A 17,179-nucleotide genomic window follows, 5' to 3' on the forward strand; every position below is an offset into this window, starting at 1 on the left:
GTCTAAGCCGGGCTTAGAAGCGCCAGCTCAGCGAAGCCTGAGCTTGGTCGTTCGACAGGACGCCGCGGCCCATGTCCGAAGTGACCGAGATCGATGCACGAAGGTTTGCACCCACCTGCATTTCCGCTCCGGCATTCACGCTAACCCATTCCGGGTCGAGCTGGTTCGAAATGGTGAAGGGCGTGTCAGCCGCACCGAAGAAGTGCGCGGTTACAACGTCCTGCGTATCTGCCAGTTCGCGGGCATAGGCGACCGAACCGAACGCACGGATCGCGCTGTTCTGTCCGCTGCGGATGTCGAAGGAGGCCATTGCGCCGGCCTTCGCGCCCATCGACGTGAAGGTGCGATCGGCAATCGACAGACCGAACGCGCCAGCGCCGATTTCGTCGTAGCCGCCAATCCGGTTGCGAACATAATCCATGCTCATCACCGGACCTGCTTCAACACCCTTGGCGAGATCGAACGCATAACCAAGGCGCAGCCCGCCGAAGGTCTGGCGACCGTCGGCCTGGCCGATGGCATTGGCATAGGCGCGGGTGAAATCGCCCTGTGCCGCACGCTCAACGCCAAAGCGCTGGTCTGACGTACCTGCATAGCCGTCAGCGAACAGGCCGCCATCGGCATAGGTGGCGTAGATCGCAACCGATTGGCTGCGGTCTTCCTGCGGTTGAAGCGCGCTGGTTGCGACCTGACTGTTGCGGATTTCCGAAACGGCGACACCGAAGCTGAAGCCGTCGGAAACGCGCATGTCTGCGCCCACCGTCATCTCGCCAGCCTGCGTCAGCGAAGCCTGCTCGAATGCGTTTGCACCGACAACGCCCGAAGCCAGATTGCCGGAGCTGAAGGCGTCAAAGCCGAAGCCCTGAACACCGTTGCCGAGCACTCCGCCCTGCTGTCCACCGTTCAGGAACACGCCCGATGCGCTTCCGAAGATACCGATCCGACCGGCTTCGGTCGGGGTATTTCCGGCGAGCGCAAAGCTCGCGTTGCCCGCTGCGCTGAACCCGCCAGCTGCACGCGATCCGCCGCGCAGCGCGAGAGTGCGCTGGGCGATCTGACCGGTAAACCGCTGAGAAAACGTGTTGGCGGTGAAGGTCTGGCTGAACGCGCTGGTCGGAGCCAGCGAGGACAGGGTCGCCCCCAGGGTGTTCAAGCTTGCGCCGTCGATAATGTCGAACAGGCCGACGAACTTATCGAAGTTGTTGGCACGGATCGTGTCGAGTGCTCCGCCGATCGAACCGAGCGGGCTTGCTCCACCTACAAGGCCGCGTATGCTGCGCGCCGTGATCCGGACAACCACGTCACCGCCTTCGATGCTGTGAACCGCCGTCAGGATCGGCGAACGGCTGACGAAGAAGGTCGAGGCGAAATCGCCGTCGATCGCGCCAGCGCTCAACACGGTGAACTCCGTGCCGAACCGGACAGCGCGGTCACCGGTCGAAACCACCAGATCGCCATCAAGCACGGCCGTACCGGACACCGCATAGAAGTCCGACGTGATCGCACGGCGACGACCAACGGTGTAATCGGCCCACAAGGCACCGCCGCTGGTCTGAACGTAATCGCCGTCGATGGTGAGCGTGCCGAAACCGCCAGTGCCGCCTGCACTCAGGAGGCCTTCGAGGTTGAACAGGACATTGGTGTCGATCACCCCGCCGTCCCCTTCGAGCACGCCACCTGCAAGAGTGTAGATCGGAGTGCTCAGCGCGCCGTTGATTTCGGCAACACCTGCAAACTGCTCGACACCGATCAGGCTGCTGAAGCTCCAGACGTCTGGCAGAACGAAGCCAGACTCCTCACCATTGATCACCAGCTTGTCGATCTCGACATCGAGGTCGACCGTGGTCGTACCGGCGTTGTTGAGATGAACCTCGAAATATTGCGCCGGATTGGCGAAGGAGGTCCCAGGCGTACCATCGGTATTCTGCGGTACAAATCCGGTCGAACCCGGGCCGAGCAAGGCCGAACTGTTCGGAGTGTTGGCACCGAAATTCGGATCGCCCGGCTGAGGGCCGAAGGGAGATACGACTTCGGGGAAACCGGAAATGTCTACGCCCAGAATGGTGCCTACATTCGGCCCGGTATCAAAGATGCCGTCCTCACTGCCGGACGGTACACCATTTACAAGATTGCCCGTGCCATCGTCGATGAAAAAGCCCGGATCCAGATCTTGGGTCCAGTGCGTTGGATCGGACCAGTCGCCGTCACCAGCATTTGCCGACACATATTTGTATGCGGTGTTCTCGGTGATGAATTCGAAGAACGGGTAAAGCGGATTGTAAAAGCTGATGTCGCCGTAGGAATTGTTGAATGGCGCCGGGAGGTTGAAGTAGCTGATGCCCCCGCTCAGCACAGCGGTAACCACCGGAAAATCGTAGAGTTCGTCCACGATCAGCGGAGAGCCGCTGTCACCCGGTGCCGTCGCCACTTCATTCGGGAGGGCATCTCCATCAAACCAGTCGATCGAAAGAACGTCACCGATGAATTGGCACTCAGGGCCAAAACCGTTGAAGTCACATCCCCATGGGCGGCCGACAGCGGGATTGACGATATCGCGATCCGGCCAATCGAAATCGGTCATGTAATAGGATTGCGTAATACTGCCGAAATCCGAATTCGGCGCAAAGGCAGAAAAAACCACGTCATCAAGGTCAGCGAATGATGCCACTGCGCCAAGCATGTTTTCGCCGACACGGCGCAGGAACGAACTGCCTACGGTGCCCCCACCAAACGCATCGCCAAAAGTGCCGTATCCGACCTGAACGACATGAGTCAGCTCGGTCAATGGAGTGAGAAGCAGAGGGGCTGCCGGCACATCGGTGATTGGCGAGTCCACTGCAATCAGGGCAATGTCGGCAAACGGGAATGGCAGGGCGCCATCGCCGACGTTGGCCGAAGCATGGATCACCACGTCGGTGCTAGATGCCAAGCCTCCCTCTTCATAGTTCGAACCAAAGTCCAGATAATTGAAGAAGCGTTCGGAGGTATCGAACCCGGTTCCTATCAGCATCGTACGATCTGCGCCCGTCTCTGGCAGCCCGTAGGCTTCTGAAGAACGCGTCGTGCTGGCGGTAACGCAGTGTGCCGCTGTCAGGATTGTGCGCGGGTTGATCACGGTACCGGTGCAGTTCAGGAAAATCGCGCCGTCCGAATTCCGCTGGCTGAAAATCTGGACAACAGACGGCTGTGTCTCGTTGACATCGACGGCGCCCGGCCCGTTAGGATCAACATCGTCGCGGGTGATGATGCGAGGGGTGATGTTCGGCCCATCTGGGCGCATGCCATTCTTGCTGAGCAGCGAGAAGTCGATTGTTCCCACATATGCGGATGTAAAGGCCGACTCGTCAAAACCCGCGAAAGTGTCGATACTGATCGGACCAGCTACTCGCGGAGTGATCGCGCGTGTGTTTGGACCCGCAGGCAGTTGGTATTCCTCTGCCAGCGGATCGTCGGATGACGCGCTTTCGGCTTCACCTTCAGATGCATGTGCCGGAACAGCGGCAAGCGCTCCGGCTAGCGCCACGATACCGACGCCGGACAAGAAATTACGACTTTTCATGATAGCCCCCTTGCTCTTGGTTACCCCTACCCGATTCGGAGCGTAGTATAATTACGTAGGGAATCCCAACAGCATTTGTTAATCTACTGTAAGGGTTAGCAGTGCGGGCAAAGCAGCTATCGCGCCGTTGCTTAAATCGCCATCATTTCTTTTTGAAAATGTCGTAAGGGCCGCTCTTGGCTTTCTGATTTGTATGCTAATCAGGCCCGACCGATGCTCTCATAGGTGAAGCCAAGAGCGCGGACGTCTTCGGGATTGTAGATATTGCGCAGGTCGACGAGCACCGCCGCTGCGGCCAATTCCTTCACGCGGGCAAAGTCCAATGCCCTGAATGCGTCCCACTCGGTGACAATCACAGTCGCATCGGCCCCTTCGATCGCGGCATAGGGATTGTCGCACATGGTCACCTGCGGCATCAGCGGTCTGGCCTGTTCCATGCCTTCGGGATCGTAGGCGCTGACTTGGACACCGGCATCGATCAGGGTCTGGGCTACGGCGATTGCGGGTGAGGCCCGCATGTCATCGGTGTTGGGTTTGAATGTCAGGCCGAGCAGGGCAACCTTCTTGCCGCGGGAAGCCTCGGCACCACCAAGCGCGTCGAGCACCTTGCGTCCCATTGCGCGCTTGCGGCTGTCGTTCACCTTGACCACGGCTTCGACGATGCGGGTCGGGCTGTCGTAGTCTTCTGCGGTCTTGAGCAGGGCCAGCGTGTCCTTGGGGAAGCAAGAACCGCCATAACCCGGGCCGGCATGCAGGAATTTCGGTCCGATGCGGTTGTCCATGCCGATCCCGCGGCTGACATCCTGCACATTCGCTCCGACCTTCTCGCACAGGTCTGCCATTTCGTTGATGAAGGTGATCTTGGTCGCAAGGAACGCGTTCGCTGCATACTTGATCAGCTCGCTGCTGCGACGCGACGTGAACAGGATCGGCGATTCATTGAGGAACAGCGGGCGATAAACTTCGCGCATGACCTCGCGGCCGAAATCGTCCTCCGCCCCGATGACGATCCGGTCAGGGCGCTTGAAATCGCCGATAGCCGCGCCTTCGCGCAGGAATTCCGGGTTGGAAACAACGGCAAAGCGGTGCGCCGTGCCTGTGTCACGGATGATCCGTTCGACTTCGTCGCCGGTGCCCACGGGTACGGTCGACTTGGTGACGATTACGGCTTCTCCGGAAAGGTTCTCACCCACTTCCTTGGCCACGGCATAGACGAATGACAGGTCGGCATGTCCGTCGCCGCGACGGCTGGGAGTACCCACTGCAATGAAAATCGCTGCTGCGCCTTCAATTCCTTCGGCCAGCGAAGTTGTGAAAGACAAGCGTCCGGCCTTCACATTGCTTTCGACAAGGGCGTCAAGACCGGGTTCGTAGATCGGCATCACGCCTTCGTGCAGGCGATCGATCTTGCTCTGATCCTTGTCGATGCAGACCACATCGTGACCGAAATCGGCGAAGCATGCGCCCGACACCAGGCCGACATAGCCCGAACCCACCATTGCAATCTTCATTGCGCCTTGCCCCTGTCCGAGAATACGCGAAACATTCGGTGCCGCTCCGGCTATGCCGACCGGCTATCGCTCTCGTTCGCCCTGAAAGACCTCTATCGGGCCGCCATCGGACTGGCTGGCCTGAATGATCCTTCGCTGGTCGCCTTCAAGCACGAGCGCCGTAAGCACACCTGAGCGGAAAGCGCCAGTGTCAATGCCGATCCTGTTGCCGCAATCCATGACTTTGTTGAAAATCGTGTGGCCGTGAACCACCACTTTTTCCAGCGGACCAGTGTGGTCGAGGAAGCGGTCGCGAATCCACAGCATGTCGCTGCGTTTCTGCTCGTTCAGCGGCACGGCAGGATCGATCCCGGCATGCACGAAGAGATAATCGCCAGCGATGATCATCTCTTCGAAATTGCGAATGTAATCAATGTCGGCCTGCGGGATGAGCTTCGGCATCAGCTCGAACAGCTCATCAAGGTTCATGGCGTTGAACTGCTTCTTTGAAAGGCCGTAGGAAAGCACGGTTTCACGTCCGCCATGCTTGAGGAAATGGCGGAGGACTTCGGGCTTCTGGAAGGAGTTAAGGAACATTTCTTCGTGATTGCCGGCGAGCACCCTGACAGAGCGTTGCTGCTGCCAGGTTCTGGTGCGCGCTAACACTCCGGCGCTGTCCGGCCCGCGATCCACCAGATCGCCCAGAAGCACGACATGGCTTTCTGCCCCGGGGCGAGCCGCGTCGTCCTGCTCGATACCGTCTATCAACGCGCTGTAGAGGTCCAGCCGACCGTGAATATCGCCGATGAGGTAGTAACGTGTGCCTTCTGGCACAGCAGCGAGGCGAGGCTGCGGTGCTGACCGGAACAGATTACGCAAGGCTTTGAACATGGGTGATATCGTTGCATTGAAGAAGTTGAACGCTTCCTGTCGGATCGAGTCCAAGCAGGTCGGGGTGTCGCGTCTTGTCGGCGCCCTTTAATCCCATGCTGCCGAAACAGCAACTCACCCGAGCCAAGGTAGCGGTCGTCCGTGAGCAACCGGCAGGGACAGCCCGCAATGAGTGATGCAATTTTTCAACACTCGAGGCGCCTTGTGTGCAGTCGCGTAATTTCTCTTGTGCTTTGCAGCAAATCGCTGCACGATCGTTTCGCATTCGGATGAGATTGCTCACAAAAATAAGCAACCGACGGATGTGCAGGTGGGACGAAGCAACAACACAACAACAAGGAAGTTGTCATGCTCACGTCCATCCGCGGCCTCACGGCTGCAACCCTCTCTGCGGGCCTCTTGCTTGGCGCAGCGCCCGCTTTCGCCTCGGGATCGAATTCTGAAGCAATCACCAATGCAGATCTTGCTGATGACGGGATCAGCACCGATCTGATCGTGGCATCCGCCGCACTTGACGGCGATACCGTCGTACTCACTACCCAGCCTGTAACGTTTGATCGCGCTGGCGAACCCGTCGTCGAAGACGCAAGTTCGATGGGTGGTGAAAGCGGTCTCACCTTCTCCGCAAACGTGGCTCTAACCACCGAATACCGTTTCCGTGGTGTCGACCTGTCGGGCGGTCAAATCGCGATTCAGGGCGGTTTCGACGTCAGCCACTCGTCCGGTTTCTATGTCGGAACCTGGGCGTCCAGCCTTGATGAACAAACGGTTGGCTATGGCTCCACCGAACTCGATCTCTACGGCGGTTGGAGCGGTAATGTTTCCGACGCGGTGTCTGTCGATGTCGGCTTCATTGCCTATACCTATCCCGATGCGGGTCCGGGTGATTTCGACTACTACGAATTCTACGGCTCGCTTGGCTTCACCTTCGGACCGGTTTCGACGACCACCGGCGTTGCCTATGCGCCTGGACAAGACGGCCTCGATTTCGGCGGTGGCACGGATGACAACCTCTATCTGTACACCGATCTGAGCCTTGGCATTCCGGACACGCCGATCACGCTGAATGGTCACCTCGGCTTCACCGATGGTTCGCTGACGTTCACCAACGACGGCAAGGCCTTCGACTGGTCCATCAGTGCAGATGTGGCTCTGGGTGGCAATTTCTCGGCCAATATCGCTTACATCGAGGCCGAAGGCGACCCGGCGCCGGGCGCCTACGATTTCACCGATGGCGCGATCGTCGCAACCATCAGCGCCAGCTTCTGATGCGTTGATCGATTAGCTGGAATAGCCCGCAGGCAAGCGGGAGGAACGGAAGGGCGTGGGGCCGGATGGTCCTGCGCCCTTTCTCTTGTGCAGGACAAGGCCGGAGCCTACTTCGGGGTCGAAAGGAACTGCAATGGTCAAATACCTCCACAGCATGATCCGGGTCACCGATCCGCAGGCAACGGTCGATTTCTTCAAGCTGATCGGGCTTGAGGAAGTGCGGCGTTTCGATGTCGAGGCCGGTCGGTTCACACTCATTTTCCTCGCCGCGCCGGGGCAGGAGGGGGTGGCTGAGGTCGAGCTGACCTACAACTGGCCACCGGCAGACGGAAGCGAGCCGGAACAATATGACGGCGGACGAAACTTCGGCCATCTCGCCTACCGGGTCGAGAATATCTACGAAACTTGCCAACGCCTTGCCGATGCAGGGCACACGATCCATCGCCCGCCGCGCGACGGGCACATGGCTTTCGTCAAATCGCCCGACGGGATTTCGGTCGAACTTCTTCAGGACGGAAGACTGGAACCCGCCGAGCCGTGGGCCAGCATGGAAAACACCGGTAGCTGGTAACCCGACGCGTAAAGGCGTTTACGCTTCGGTCGGCTGATTGCCCTGATCGTTGCATTCCTCTTCAGGATGCGTCGTTGTCAGTCGCAAGACGATAAAGCCTAGCACAGCCGAGATTGCGGAGCCTGTCAGGATACCGATCTTCGCTTCCTCGATCAGTATGGGCTGGTCGGGGAAAGCGAGGCCGCCGATGAATATGCTCATCGTAAAGCCGATCCCGCAGAGGATCGAAACGCCCCAGATTTCCGCCCAGCTTGCGTTTTCCGGGCGCGGTGCAAAACCGGTCTTGTCGGCCAGGAATACGACCGAGAAGATGCCGACCTGCTTGCCGATCACAAGACCTGCGGCAATCGCAATCGGAAGCGCGTCGAGCAGGGCCTCAGGTCCCATTCCCGCGAGCGAGACACCGGCATTGGCAAACCCGAAGACCGGAACCACCAGATAAGCGCTCCAAGGAGCCAAACCGTGCTCCAGCTTTTCGAGCATGGAATTGCCGTCACGCCGGCGCAGCGGGATCGTCAACGCGGCAACGACCCCGGCGATGGTGGCGTGCACGCCTGAGTTCAGTACACAATACCAAAGCACGACGGCCAGCAGGATATAGGGCCAGAACACCGAAACGCGGAACCGGTTGAGCGCCAGCAGCAAACCGAACACCACGATCGAGGCGACCAGCCACATAGTGTAAAGGGACTTGGTGTAGAAAACGGCGATCACCACCACCGCGCCAATGTCGTCGACAATTGCGACAGTCAGTAGAAACAGCCGCAGCGATGCAGGAACCCGGCTGCCAAGCAGGCCGAGCACGCCCATCGCAAAGGCGATGTCGGTTGCAGCCGGAATTGCCCAGCCGTTGGAATAGGCCCCGCCACCGGAAACGGCCATATACACTATCGCGGGAACAGCCATGCCTGCTGCCGCTGCCAGCATCGGCAGGCGCCGTGCTGCCGGATCAGAAAGCTGACCGGAAACGATTTCCCGCTTCACTTCCAGCCCGACCACGAAAAAGAAGATCGCCATCAGGCCGTCGTTGATCCAGTAATGCAGATCCTTGAGCTTTTCGATCGGGGTCCACGGCAGTTTTCCGTAGAACAAATCGCGATATTCCCCTGCGAACGGCGAATTCGCTGCAATCATCGCGGCAGCGGCGACAAGGATCAGCAGAACGCCTGCCGAAGCATCGCTTACGAACAATGCGCGAACCGGAGCGAAGATGCGGCGCAGGGGCCGCGCGAGGGGAACGGACGAGTCTGACATAGGAGAGCCTCCTTTCAGAAAAGTCAGCGTGGTTGCAAGGCCAATCCCGGCGCGTTAGTCTGAAAATCTCTCAACGAGGTGGGTCGCCTTGTCTATATTCGAATGGAATGTCTGGCAGTGGCTGGCTGTCTTCCAGCATGAGGTTCTGCTGTTCGCAGCGGTATTCTTCCTGATCGGCGCGATTGACGATCTTGCGGTCGATCTATCGTGGCTGTGGCTGAGATGGACCGGACGGGTGGAAACAGCCCGGATCCGGCGTTCGGAATTGCAGCAGCGCATGCTTCACGGCCCTGCGGCGATTTTCATTCCGGCTTGGCAGGAAGCGCCGGTGATCGCGCAAACAATCAGGCACATCCTCGCTGCTTGGCCGCAAGAGCAGCTGCGTCTCTACATCGGCACCTATCGCAATGATCCGCACACTCTAGCCGCCGCGATGCAGGCCGCACCGGGCGATGCAAGACTGCGGATCGTAATCCATGATCGCAACGGGCCCAGCACCAAGGCCGACTGCCTGAACCGTCTCTACAAGGCGATGCGGGATGACGAGCGGCGCATGGGGCAATTGTTTTCAACAATTGTGCTGCACGATGCCGAAGACCTGGTCGATCCTGCAGGGTTGGGCTTGCTGGATCAGGCCATCGCGGGCGGTGCCGATTTTGCGCAATTGCCGGTCGAACCATTGCCGCAATCAGGCGTGAAGTGGCTGGGCAGCCATTATTGCGAGGAATTTGCCGAGGCTCATGGAAAAGCGATGGTGGTGCGCGGTGCTGTGGGTGCAGCAATCCCGGCCGCCGGGGTTGGTTGCGCGATTTCACGCTCTGCATTGCAAGGGCTTTGCCGCATGCGGTCAGACCTCAAGCCGTTTGATCCTGCATCCCTGACCGAAGATTACGAGCTTGGATTGACGATTGCGGAGAATGGGGGTTCTTGCCGCTTCGTCCGGGTGCGTGGCGAAGATGACCTGCTTGTCGCGACCCGAGCCTATTTCCCTTCGCGCATTGATCATATCGTTCGCCAAAAGACACGTTGGGTCCACGGGATCGCGCTCCAGGGCTGGGATCGCACCGGTTGGGCAAGAGGCGGTATCGAGACCTGGATGCGTGCCCGTGACCGGAGAGGACCCTTCACGGCCATGCTGCTGTTGCTGGGTTACACGCTGCTGGCGCTTACCCTGCTGCTGCTGGCCGCCGCCAATCTGGGCTGGACCGATCCGCAACCGCTAAGCCCGCTTGTGGCTGTACTGCTTTTCACGAACCTCGGTTTCTTCGTTTGGCGTGCCATTTGGCGCTTTGCCTTCACTGCGCGCAATTATGGTGTGAAGGAAGGCGTATTGGCGGTGCTGCGCATTCCGGTAACAAACCTTGTGGCAATCATGGCCGGACATCGTGCAGTTGTTGCCTATATGCGCGCACTGGCTGGCGGAGCCCTTGAATGGGACAAGACCCCGCATGATCGCCATCCCGCGGAAGAAGCCCTGCCGATCACACCGGCAAGGCCGGTTCAGGCATGAGGGCCGGTACAACCCGAGGCGTCCGCGGCGCGCCGCTCGTCGTGCTCGCACTGGTGCTTGGGGCATGGGTAAGCGGTCGGGCGATGATGTGGGAAAACCCGTTCCCCGTTGCGTTTCAGGAGCTGGTTCCGGGTATCGATATCGCGAGCATAGACGGCAAGAATGGAGGCGAAGGGCCTGATCTGGCCAGTGGTTCACCGTTTGATCAGACAGCCGATCCGATGAACTTGCTATTTCCGAGACTCGCAATCGCAACAATGCAGCCGGGCATTCAGTTCCCTGAGCGGCTGCTCCAGCCCATCGAACGAGGGGCAACGCCGCTTTCGCCTGCGGTCGCGGCGGGGCATCAACTGCTCATGGCGGCCGCCTTCAATGTCGATTGGTTGGCCGCCAATACACACCCAGCGTGGCCATCCCGATCGACAGCCCCACGGCAACGGCAAGCATCCGCATTCGGCTTGCCAGCCCAATCATCACCGCAAAGTGCAGACCGTTGGTCGCTCGATGCCTTTGCCTTCTACCGTGCCGGATCTGGCTCCAATTCCATCTCGCAGGGGAGAGTGCCGGTTTACGGCGCGAGCCAGATCGCGCTTAATCTGCAGCATCGGCTTGGCAATGCAGGTTCTCATGACCCGAGAGTGTTTGTGCGGGCCTATCGCGCATTCGTACCCGATGGAGAGCAGGAGATTGCCGGTGGCTTCTCTGCGCGACCGGTGGGCAAGGTTCCGGTTCGTGCATTTGCCGAGGTCAGGTTGACGCAAAACAGCTTTGGCACCGATATCCGGCCTGCCGCCTACGTTGTCACCGAATTGGCGCCTGCAAGCCTGCCGCTGGATTTCACGCTCGAAACCTATGCCGGTGCAGGGTATGTCGGAGGCGAAGCGGCGACGGGTTTTGTCGATGGCCAGATTGCGGCCACGCGCGAGATAGCCCGTTTTGAAGGACATGGCGGCAGTCCTGTCCGTGTCAGTCTGGGTGCAGCCTCGTGGGGAGGCGCGCAAAAGGACGCAAGCAGGATTGATGTCGGGCCGACCATGCGGATTGATCTTTCCGTGGGAGAGGTTCCGGCGCGTATCTCGCTCGACTGGCGTGAGCGGGTAGGGGGTGATGCCGCGCCCGATGCAGGGCTGGCCGCGACGATTTCGACCCGCTTCTGAGCATCGCAAGGCGTTTCGCCGTTCGGAGTTCGGGGATCGGGTGCACTCACTGCCTTCCATGCCATTCGCACCTGCGGTAATCGCATTGGCATGGACGTCTATCTTCCCATTGCGAATCTGTCGGTGAATGGCCTTTTCATCGTCCTGCTTGGAGGATTGACGGGTATCCTTTCCGGCCTGTTCGGGGTTGGCGGCGGGTTTCTGACCACGCCTCTCCTGATCTTCTACGGCATCCCGCCGACGGTTGCTGCAGCTTCGGCTGCGACTCAGGTGACGGGCGCCAGCGTGTCCGGCGTGATTGCGCACGGGCGGCGCAAGGGCGTGGATTACCGGATGGGAGGCGTCATGGTGGCCGGCGGCGTTGTCGGCGCCCTGATAGGGGCGGGACTGTTCCGCCTGCTTCAGGCATGGGGGCAGATCGATGTGGTGATCAGCGTCCTTTACGTGATCATGTTGGGGACAATCGGATCGCTGATGATGCGCGAAGCGCTCGATGCACTTGCTCCGGGCCCGGAACAGGGCGACGTCCGACCGCGCAAACGCCGCCACCATCCGCTCGTTGCCGGACTTCCATTCAGAGCGCGCTTCTACGCATCGGGGCTGTACATTTCGCCGCTAGCGCCGCTGATACTCGGTACTGTTGTCGGCATTCTGACCATGCTGATGGGCGTCGGCGGCGGTTTCATCCTCGTTCCTGCGATGCTGTACATCCTTGGCATGAGCGGGAACGTCGTTGTCGGCACCTCGCTGTTCCAGATACTGTTCGTCACAATGGTCACCACCATGACGCACGCATTGACGACCAAGGCTGTCGACATCGTGCTGGCGGGTCTGCTGCTCCTTGGTTCGGTGTTGGGCGCGCAGTTCGGGACGCAGATCGCGATGAAGGCTCGCCCTGAAATCCTGCGTCTCGTTCTGGCTGGTATTGTAATGCTGGTCGCCTTGCGAATGCTTTACGGGTTGGGTGTGCAGCCCGATGAGATTTACACGGTCAATCCCTTGTGACCCGCCGGATCGCCGCCTTTGCCCTGATGTGTGCAGCGCCGATCCTGATGGGGCAGCGCGAACCCGTGCTCGTGCCCGAAGTCAGCCAGTCCCGGATCGAAGTGCGGCAAGGTTTCACGGGCGCAAACCTGCTGCTGTATGGAGCGGTGATCGATCCGGCGGGGGCGGCCAGCCGGACGCAATATGATATCGTCGTCGTGCTGAAGGGACCTACCGAACCGATCCGCCTGCGTGAGAAGGAACGGATCGCCGGGGTCTGGATGAACTCGGGATCGAGCGATTTTCGCTCTGCCCCCTCTTTCTTCGCTGTCGCATCCTCGCGTCCGGTGGCAGAAATCGTCGATCCCCGCACCGCTGCGATCTACGAACTTGGCACCGAGTTCATCCAGCTCAGTCCGACAGGCCAGATCGAACCCGAAGAGCAGATCCGGTTTGCTCAGGGCCTCGTCGATTTGCGGCGTCGTTCGGGCCTCTACAAGGAATCGGAAGAGGGTGTGCGGATCAGCGAAGGCGTGCTGTATCAGGCGCGCATTGTCCTGCCGTCGAATGTGACGACCGGGCAATACACCGCCGAAACCTTTGCCATCGCCAATGGCCGCGTGCTGGCGAGCGCCACCGCCGATATCGAAGTGGTCAAGGTGGGGCTGGAAGGGCGGGTGGTCTATTTCGCGGAGCAGTGGTCGCTCATCTACGGTCTCGGGGCGATCATCCTGTCGCTGAGCATGGGCTGGCTGGCCGGGCGGCTGTTCGCCAGATAGCGCAAAGCTCGCAACGTCGCGCATCAGCATTGACGCGATCTTAACCCAAGTTGGGGCATGCAAGACACGCTGGAAACGGGAGTTTCCGGCTTGGACCAAAGCGTATTCCTCACAAGGGACAGGGAAGACTGCATGACCGACATGGGCAGCCACAATTTTGCGGCAGAAGGCAACGCCACTCCGGCAGACGTTTCGAATGCCGGCGTCGATAACGCGCGCCAGCCTATCGGGATCGTGCTGGAGATTTCCGGTGCCGGTTCGCAAATCGCGCTTGACCTTCAGCGTTTGAACGAATGCATGGAGGACGAAGACCGTTCGGTTGCGCTTGCTGGCCAGGTCGGTAGCCAGATCAAGATCCGCGTGGGCGATGCATGGCTGCTCGCCAACGTCCGCGACCAGCGCAAGGATCGCCGCAGCGAAGCGGGGATCATCGCCCATATCGACTTCCTCGGCGAAGGCTCGGAGGAAAAGCTTACCGGTCGCATCCACGGCTTCAAGCGCGGTGTTACCCGCTATCCGGTTCCCGGCGCAATGGTCTATCCCGCGACGACCAAGGACCTTGAACAAATCTACGCCAGCGACGGGCGCGCCAACATCACCATTGGCACCGTGTTCCCGACCAAGGACATCCGCGCCGGCCTCTACATCGACGCGATGCTGGGCAAGCACTTCGCGCTGCTGGGTTCGACCGGTACGGGTAAATCGACCAGCGCCGCCTTGATCCTGCACCGCATCTGCCAGGCCGCGCCCGAGGGTCACATCGTGATGATCGACCCGCACGGCGAATATTCGGCGGCCTTCCGCCAGACCGGGCAGATCCTCGACGTGTCGAACCTGCAGATGCCGTACTGGCTGATGAACTTCGAAGAGCATTGCGAAGTCCTGCTGACCAGCGACGGTAACGAACGTCAGGTCGATATGGACATTCTCGCTAAGTGTCTCCTGCATGCCCGCGGCAAGAACCGTCTGGCCGAGATGATGGGCAAGATCACCGTCGATTCTCCCATCCCCTATCTGCTGTCCGACTTGTCCAACAAGTTGCAGGACGAGATGGGCAAGCTCGACAAGGCCACATCTTCGGCGCCTTACATGCGGATCAAGGGCAAGCTCGACGAGCTCAAGACCGATCCGCGTTACCAGTTCATGTTCTCCGGCCTGCTCGTGGGCGACACCATGACCGACTTCATCGGCAAGGTGTTCCGCATGCCCAGCAACGGCAAGCCGATCTCCATCATCGACGTGTCGGGCGTGCCGTCTGACATTACCTCCACCGTGGTCGCCGTGCTTTCGCGGCTGGTGTTCGACTTCGCGATCTGGGGCCGCGAGGAAAAGACCCGTCCGATCCTGCTCGTTTGCGAGGAAGCGCACCGCTACGTCCCGAACGAAAAGAACGCCGACGGTTCCTCTGTCGGCAAGATCCTGAGCCGTATCGCCAAGGAAGGTCGTAAGTACGGCATCAGCCTTGGCCTGATCACCCAGCGCCCGTCCGACCTTGCCGAAGGCGTGCTGTCGCAGTGCGGCACGATCATCTCGATGCGTCTCAACAACGATCGCGACCAGGCCTTCGTCCGTTCGGCCATGCCCGAAGGTTCGCGTGGGTTCCTCGATTCGATCCCCGCCTTGCGCAACCGCGAATGCATCATCTGCGGCGAGGGTGTCGCCATCCCGATCCGCGTCAATTTCGACACGCTCGAGGAACACAAGCGCCCTGCATCCGAAGACCCCAGCTTCTCACAACTCTGGGCCACCGGCGGTGGCGAGGAAGAGCTGGTCGAGCGCGTCGTGCTGCGCTGGAGAAGTCAGGGTTAGAGGGCGAAAGCTCTCCTTTCTTCATTCTCGGACCTGTCGGGTCCGCAAGGCCGACCGGCCGCCCGCAGTCGCTCAAGCCCTTGGGGCTTGAAACAGCGCCGAGGACGCGCGCCCGGCGCTTGAGGGAGAAAACAACTCACGTCCCCCGCGTATCCCCGTAGAGGTGGATGTGCATCCGGTCGCTCATGCGGAAACCGTGCTCAAGGCATAGCGGGCTGAGCCATTGCTGGCGCGCGCGCAAGGTCGCGCTGTCAGTCCCTTCCGCCATCAGGAACACATGGCCGGGGCGGAACCGGTATTCGCGTTGCAGCGCCAGCACCTCGTCCACATCCTGCGGCGATGCGATCACGAACTTGAAGAAGGCGCGCGGGTCGCAGGCGTAGAAATCGAGCCGTTCCGGGATCAGCGCCAGCGCGGCATCATTGCCCGAATGCGCCAGCTTGGGGCTGACGTTGTACTGATCGACGCGGATATCGACATGGGAACTGGCTTTGGTCGTTCCGTTGGTTTCGATCTCCACCTCGATATCGGGCAGGATCGCAAGCATGTCTGCCAGCGGCCCGCATTGCATCAGCGGTTCGCCCCCCGTGATTACCAGCCGTTTCTGACCCAATGCCGCAATCTTCGCCGCCGCTTTCTCGGGCGAGAGCGGAATCTGGTTGGCTTTCCGATCATAGGCCACGCCGTCGCGGTGCGGGCGGTTGTCCCCCTCAAACCGCCAGGTGTAGGCGGTGTCGCACCATGTGCAGGCAAGGTTGCAGCGCGACAGGCGGATGAAAGCGACCGGCACGCCTGCGCTCGGCCCTTCGCCTTGCAGGCTGGCGAAGATCTCCGCCGCGCCGGAATCGTCGGTGGCACAGATCAGATCAGCCATGGTGACCCCCATGAAACCCTACAGGATGGAACACATGGAACACTGTCCTGAAGGAAAAATCCATTCGATCACAGGAACGCCTTTTGATCGTTTGCGTCGATTGCAGGGGTAAGGTGACAGGCTGTTTCATGCAGCCACCTATGCCACGGATGGCCTCAGTAGGAAATTCGCGTACCAGTTTTGGCCCGAACCGAATTCGCCGCATCCCCTGACAAATCAGTTCCATTGTGCCGGGTCCAGCGCCAGCAATTCGGAAAACTCGGCATAGAGCGCGGGCTCTTCGCGCTGTAATACTACCGGCCTTTCGAAGAAGGTGACGATCGCTTCGGCCAGAAATTCCTGGTGATTGGTCGCGCCATAGGGATCGATCAGCGTTTCGTATCCTGCTTTCACCCGATCAACATGGCGGTGGAAGGCATCCAGCATCGCCTTTTCCCACCCGGCATAATCCTGCCCTTCACGCAGCACGGGTATGCCGTTGGTGTGTCCGGTGAGGCTGTCGAGCTGGTGCGCGAATTCGTGGATCACGACGTTGTAGCCGTCGGAATCGTCCAACCCGCCCTCCAGCGCATGATCCCATGAAAGCACCACCGGCCCGCGAACCCAGCTTTCGCCCGCCATGTGCAAATCATGCTCACTCACCAGATGGCCGTCATGCGTGTCGCGCCGGGTGCGGATCACCGTGGGGTAGATCAGCACGTTCCTGAGAGTGTCGTACCACGCCGGACTGTTGACGATCAGCAGGCACGCCTGCGCGGCGATGGAAAGCCGCATTTCATCGGTGACTTCGATCCCGCCTTTGCCGCGGAAAGTGATCTGGTCGAGGAAGAGATTGATCTTCCCTTCAAGGGCAGGCCGCAGCGATGCGGGCAGGCGACGGGTGATCGGAACAAGCCGGGCGATTATTGCGCGCTGCTCCGGCGAGAGCGGTGAAGCGAGCAAAGCCTTGCGGCGGCGCTGTTTGGCAAAGTGGCGATACACCAAGCCCGCCGCGATCAGCGCGATGGCAAGGAGGATCAGCCAGGGGGACAT

General features: G+C 60.1%; 13 protein-coding genes. 7 read left to right on the plus strand and 6 right to left on the minus strand.

Going from position 1 to position 17,179, the window contains the following annotated elements; translation table 11 throughout:
* Nucleotides 1–13 precede the first annotated feature (13 nt).
* The 3 genes from AABA34_RS05920 to AABA34_RS05930 all read right to left on the minus strand — a co-directional run bounded on the left by AABA34_RS05920 (nt 14) and on the right by AABA34_RS05930 (nt 5,940).
* On the minus strand, nt 14–3,559 hold the full coding sequence (locus AABA34_RS05920; RefSeq protein ID WP_338304317.1) for an autotransporter domain-containing protein: 3,546 nt from the start codon (nt 3,557–3,559) through the stop codon (nt 14–16).
* Between the two features lie 200 nt (nt 3,560–3,759).
* Nucleotides 3,760–5,070, minus strand: a complete 1,311-nt coding sequence (locus AABA34_RS05925) for a UDP-glucose dehydrogenase family protein (protein WP_338304318.1) — start codon at nt 5,068–5,070, stop codon at nt 3,760–3,762.
* Nucleotides 5,071–5,133: 63 nt separating this feature from the next.
* Entirely contained in the window at nt 5,134–5,940 is an 807-nt protein-coding gene (locus tag AABA34_RS05930; protein ID WP_034952266.1) for a metallophosphoesterase family protein, read from the minus strand.
* 348 nt (nt 5,941–6,288) lie between these two features.
* Between AABA34_RS05930 and AABA34_RS05935 the strand changes: the two genes are divergently transcribed.
* Both AABA34_RS05935 and AABA34_RS05940 read left to right on the plus strand, forming a co-directional pair.
* Nucleotides 6,289–7,209 (plus strand): TorF family putative porin, encoded by a 921-nt coding sequence (locus tag AABA34_RS05935; RefSeq protein ID WP_338304319.1) that lies wholly within the window; start codon nt 6,289–6,291, stop codon nt 7,207–7,209.
* A 133-nt stretch (nt 7,210–7,342) separates the two neighbouring features.
* Nucleotides 7,343–7,780: a VOC family protein gene (locus AABA34_RS05940; RefSeq protein WP_034952270.1), complete on the plus strand. Its 438-nt coding sequence runs from the start codon at nt 7,343–7,345 to the stop codon at nt 7,778–7,780.
* A gap of 18 nt (nt 7,781–7,798) precedes the next feature.
* Here AABA34_RS05940 and nhaA read toward each other — a convergent pair whose 3' ends face one another.
* A complete protein-coding gene (gene nhaA, locus AABA34_RS05945) occupies nt 7,799–9,034 on the minus strand; it encodes a Na+/H+ antiporter NhaA (RefSeq protein ID WP_338304320.1) in 1,236 nt (411 codons plus the stop codon).
* Nucleotides 9,035–9,122: 88 nt separating this feature from the next.
* Between nhaA and AABA34_RS05950 the strand changes: the two genes are divergently transcribed.
* The 5 genes from AABA34_RS05950 (at nt 9,123) to AABA34_RS05970 (ending at nt 15,273) form a co-directional block, all read left to right on the plus strand.
* On the plus strand, nt 9,123–10,544 hold the full coding sequence (locus tag AABA34_RS05950) for a glycosyl transferase family protein (RefSeq protein WP_338304321.1): 1,422 nt from the start codon (nt 9,123–9,125) through the stop codon (nt 10,542–10,544).
* Nucleotides 10,541–11,701 carry a hypothetical protein gene (locus tag AABA34_RS05955; RefSeq protein WP_338304322.1) on the plus strand — a complete coding sequence of 387 codons (1,161 nt, stop codon included), beginning with the start codon at nt 10,541–10,543 and terminating at the stop codon, nt 11,699–11,701. The genes AABA34_RS05950 and AABA34_RS05955 overlap by 4 nt, the downstream gene beginning before the upstream one ends.
* Nucleotides 11,702–11,791: 90 nt before the next feature.
* A complete protein-coding gene (locus AABA34_RS05960) occupies nt 11,792–12,706 on the plus strand; it encodes a sulfite exporter TauE/SafE family protein (RefSeq protein ID WP_338304324.1) in 915 nt (304 codons plus the stop codon).
* Between the two features lie 47 nt (nt 12,707–12,753).
* A complete protein-coding gene (locus AABA34_RS05965; RefSeq protein WP_338304701.1) occupies nt 12,754–13,464 on the plus strand; it encodes a TIGR02186 family protein in 711 nt (236 codons plus the stop codon).
* A gap of 132 nt (nt 13,465–13,596) precedes the next feature.
* Entirely contained in the window at nt 13,597–15,273 is a 1,677-nt protein-coding gene (locus AABA34_RS05970; RefSeq protein ID WP_338304325.1) for an ATP-binding protein, read from the plus strand.
* A gap of 136 nt (nt 15,274–15,409) precedes the next feature.
* Here AABA34_RS05970 and AABA34_RS05975 read toward each other — a convergent pair whose 3' ends face one another.
* The gene (locus AABA34_RS05975) at nt 15,410–16,147 is read right to left on the minus strand and encodes a 7-carboxy-7-deazaguanine synthase QueE (protein WP_338304326.1); all 738 of its coding nucleotides are present in this window, start codon (nt 16,145–16,147) and stop codon (nt 15,410–15,412) included.
* Between the two features lie 216 nt (nt 16,148–16,363).
* Nucleotides 16,364–17,179 carry a M90 family metallopeptidase gene (locus tag AABA34_RS05980; protein ID WP_338304327.1) on the minus strand — a complete coding sequence of 272 codons (816 nt, stop codon included), beginning with the start codon at nt 17,177–17,179 and terminating at the stop codon, nt 16,364–16,366.

This window comes from Erythrobacter sp. Dej080120_24 (genome assembly GCF_036322605.1).
Classification (GTDB): Bacteria; Pseudomonadota; Alphaproteobacteria; order Sphingomonadales; family Sphingomonadaceae; genus Erythrobacter; species Erythrobacter aurantius.

Excerpts from the sequence above, each read along its gene's own strand:
- AABA34_RS05955 (WP_338304322.1), top strand. The coding sequence starts at position 10,541 with ATGAGGGCCGGTACAACCCGAGGCGTCCGCGGCGCGCCGCTCGTCGTG.
- AABA34_RS05935 (WP_338304319.1), top strand. The coding sequence starts at position 6,289 with ATGCTCACGTCCATCCGCGGCCTCACGGCTGCAACCCTCTCTGCGGGC.
- AABA34_RS05980 (WP_338304327.1), bottom strand. The coding sequence starts at position 17,179 with ATGTCCCCCTGGCTGATCCTCCTTGCCATCGCGCTGATCGCGGCGGGC.
- AABA34_RS05930 (WP_034952266.1), bottom strand. The coding sequence starts at position 5,940 with ATGTTCAAAGCCTTGCGTAATCTGTTCCGGTCAGCACCGCAGCCTCGC.
- AABA34_RS05975 (WP_338304326.1), bottom strand. The coding sequence starts at position 16,147 with ATGGCTGATCTGATCTGTGCCACCGACGATTCCGGCGCGGCGGAGATC.
- AABA34_RS05965 (WP_338304701.1), top strand. The coding sequence starts at position 12,754 with ATGGGGCAGCGCGAACCCGTGCTCGTGCCCGAAGTCAGCCAGTCCCGG.
- nhaA (WP_338304320.1), bottom strand. The coding sequence starts at position 9,034 with ATGTCAGACTCGTCCGTTCCCCTCGCGCGGCCCCTGCGCCGCATCTTC.
- AABA34_RS05960 (WP_338304324.1), top strand. The coding sequence starts at position 11,792 with ATGGACGTCTATCTTCCCATTGCGAATCTGTCGGTGAATGGCCTTTTC.
- AABA34_RS05940 (WP_034952270.1), top strand. The coding sequence starts at position 7,343 with ATGGTCAAATACCTCCACAGCATGATCCGGGTCACCGATCCGCAGGCA.
- AABA34_RS05925 (WP_338304318.1), bottom strand. The coding sequence starts at position 5,070 with ATGAAGATTGCAATGGTGGGTTCGGGCTATGTCGGCCTGGTGTCGGGC.
- AABA34_RS05970 (WP_338304325.1), top strand. The coding sequence starts at position 13,597 with ATGACCGACATGGGCAGCCACAATTTTGCGGCAGAAGGCAACGCCACT.
- AABA34_RS05920 (WP_338304317.1), bottom strand. The coding sequence starts at position 3,559 with ATGAAAAGTCGTAATTTCTTGTCCGGCGTCGGTATCGTGGCGCTAGCC.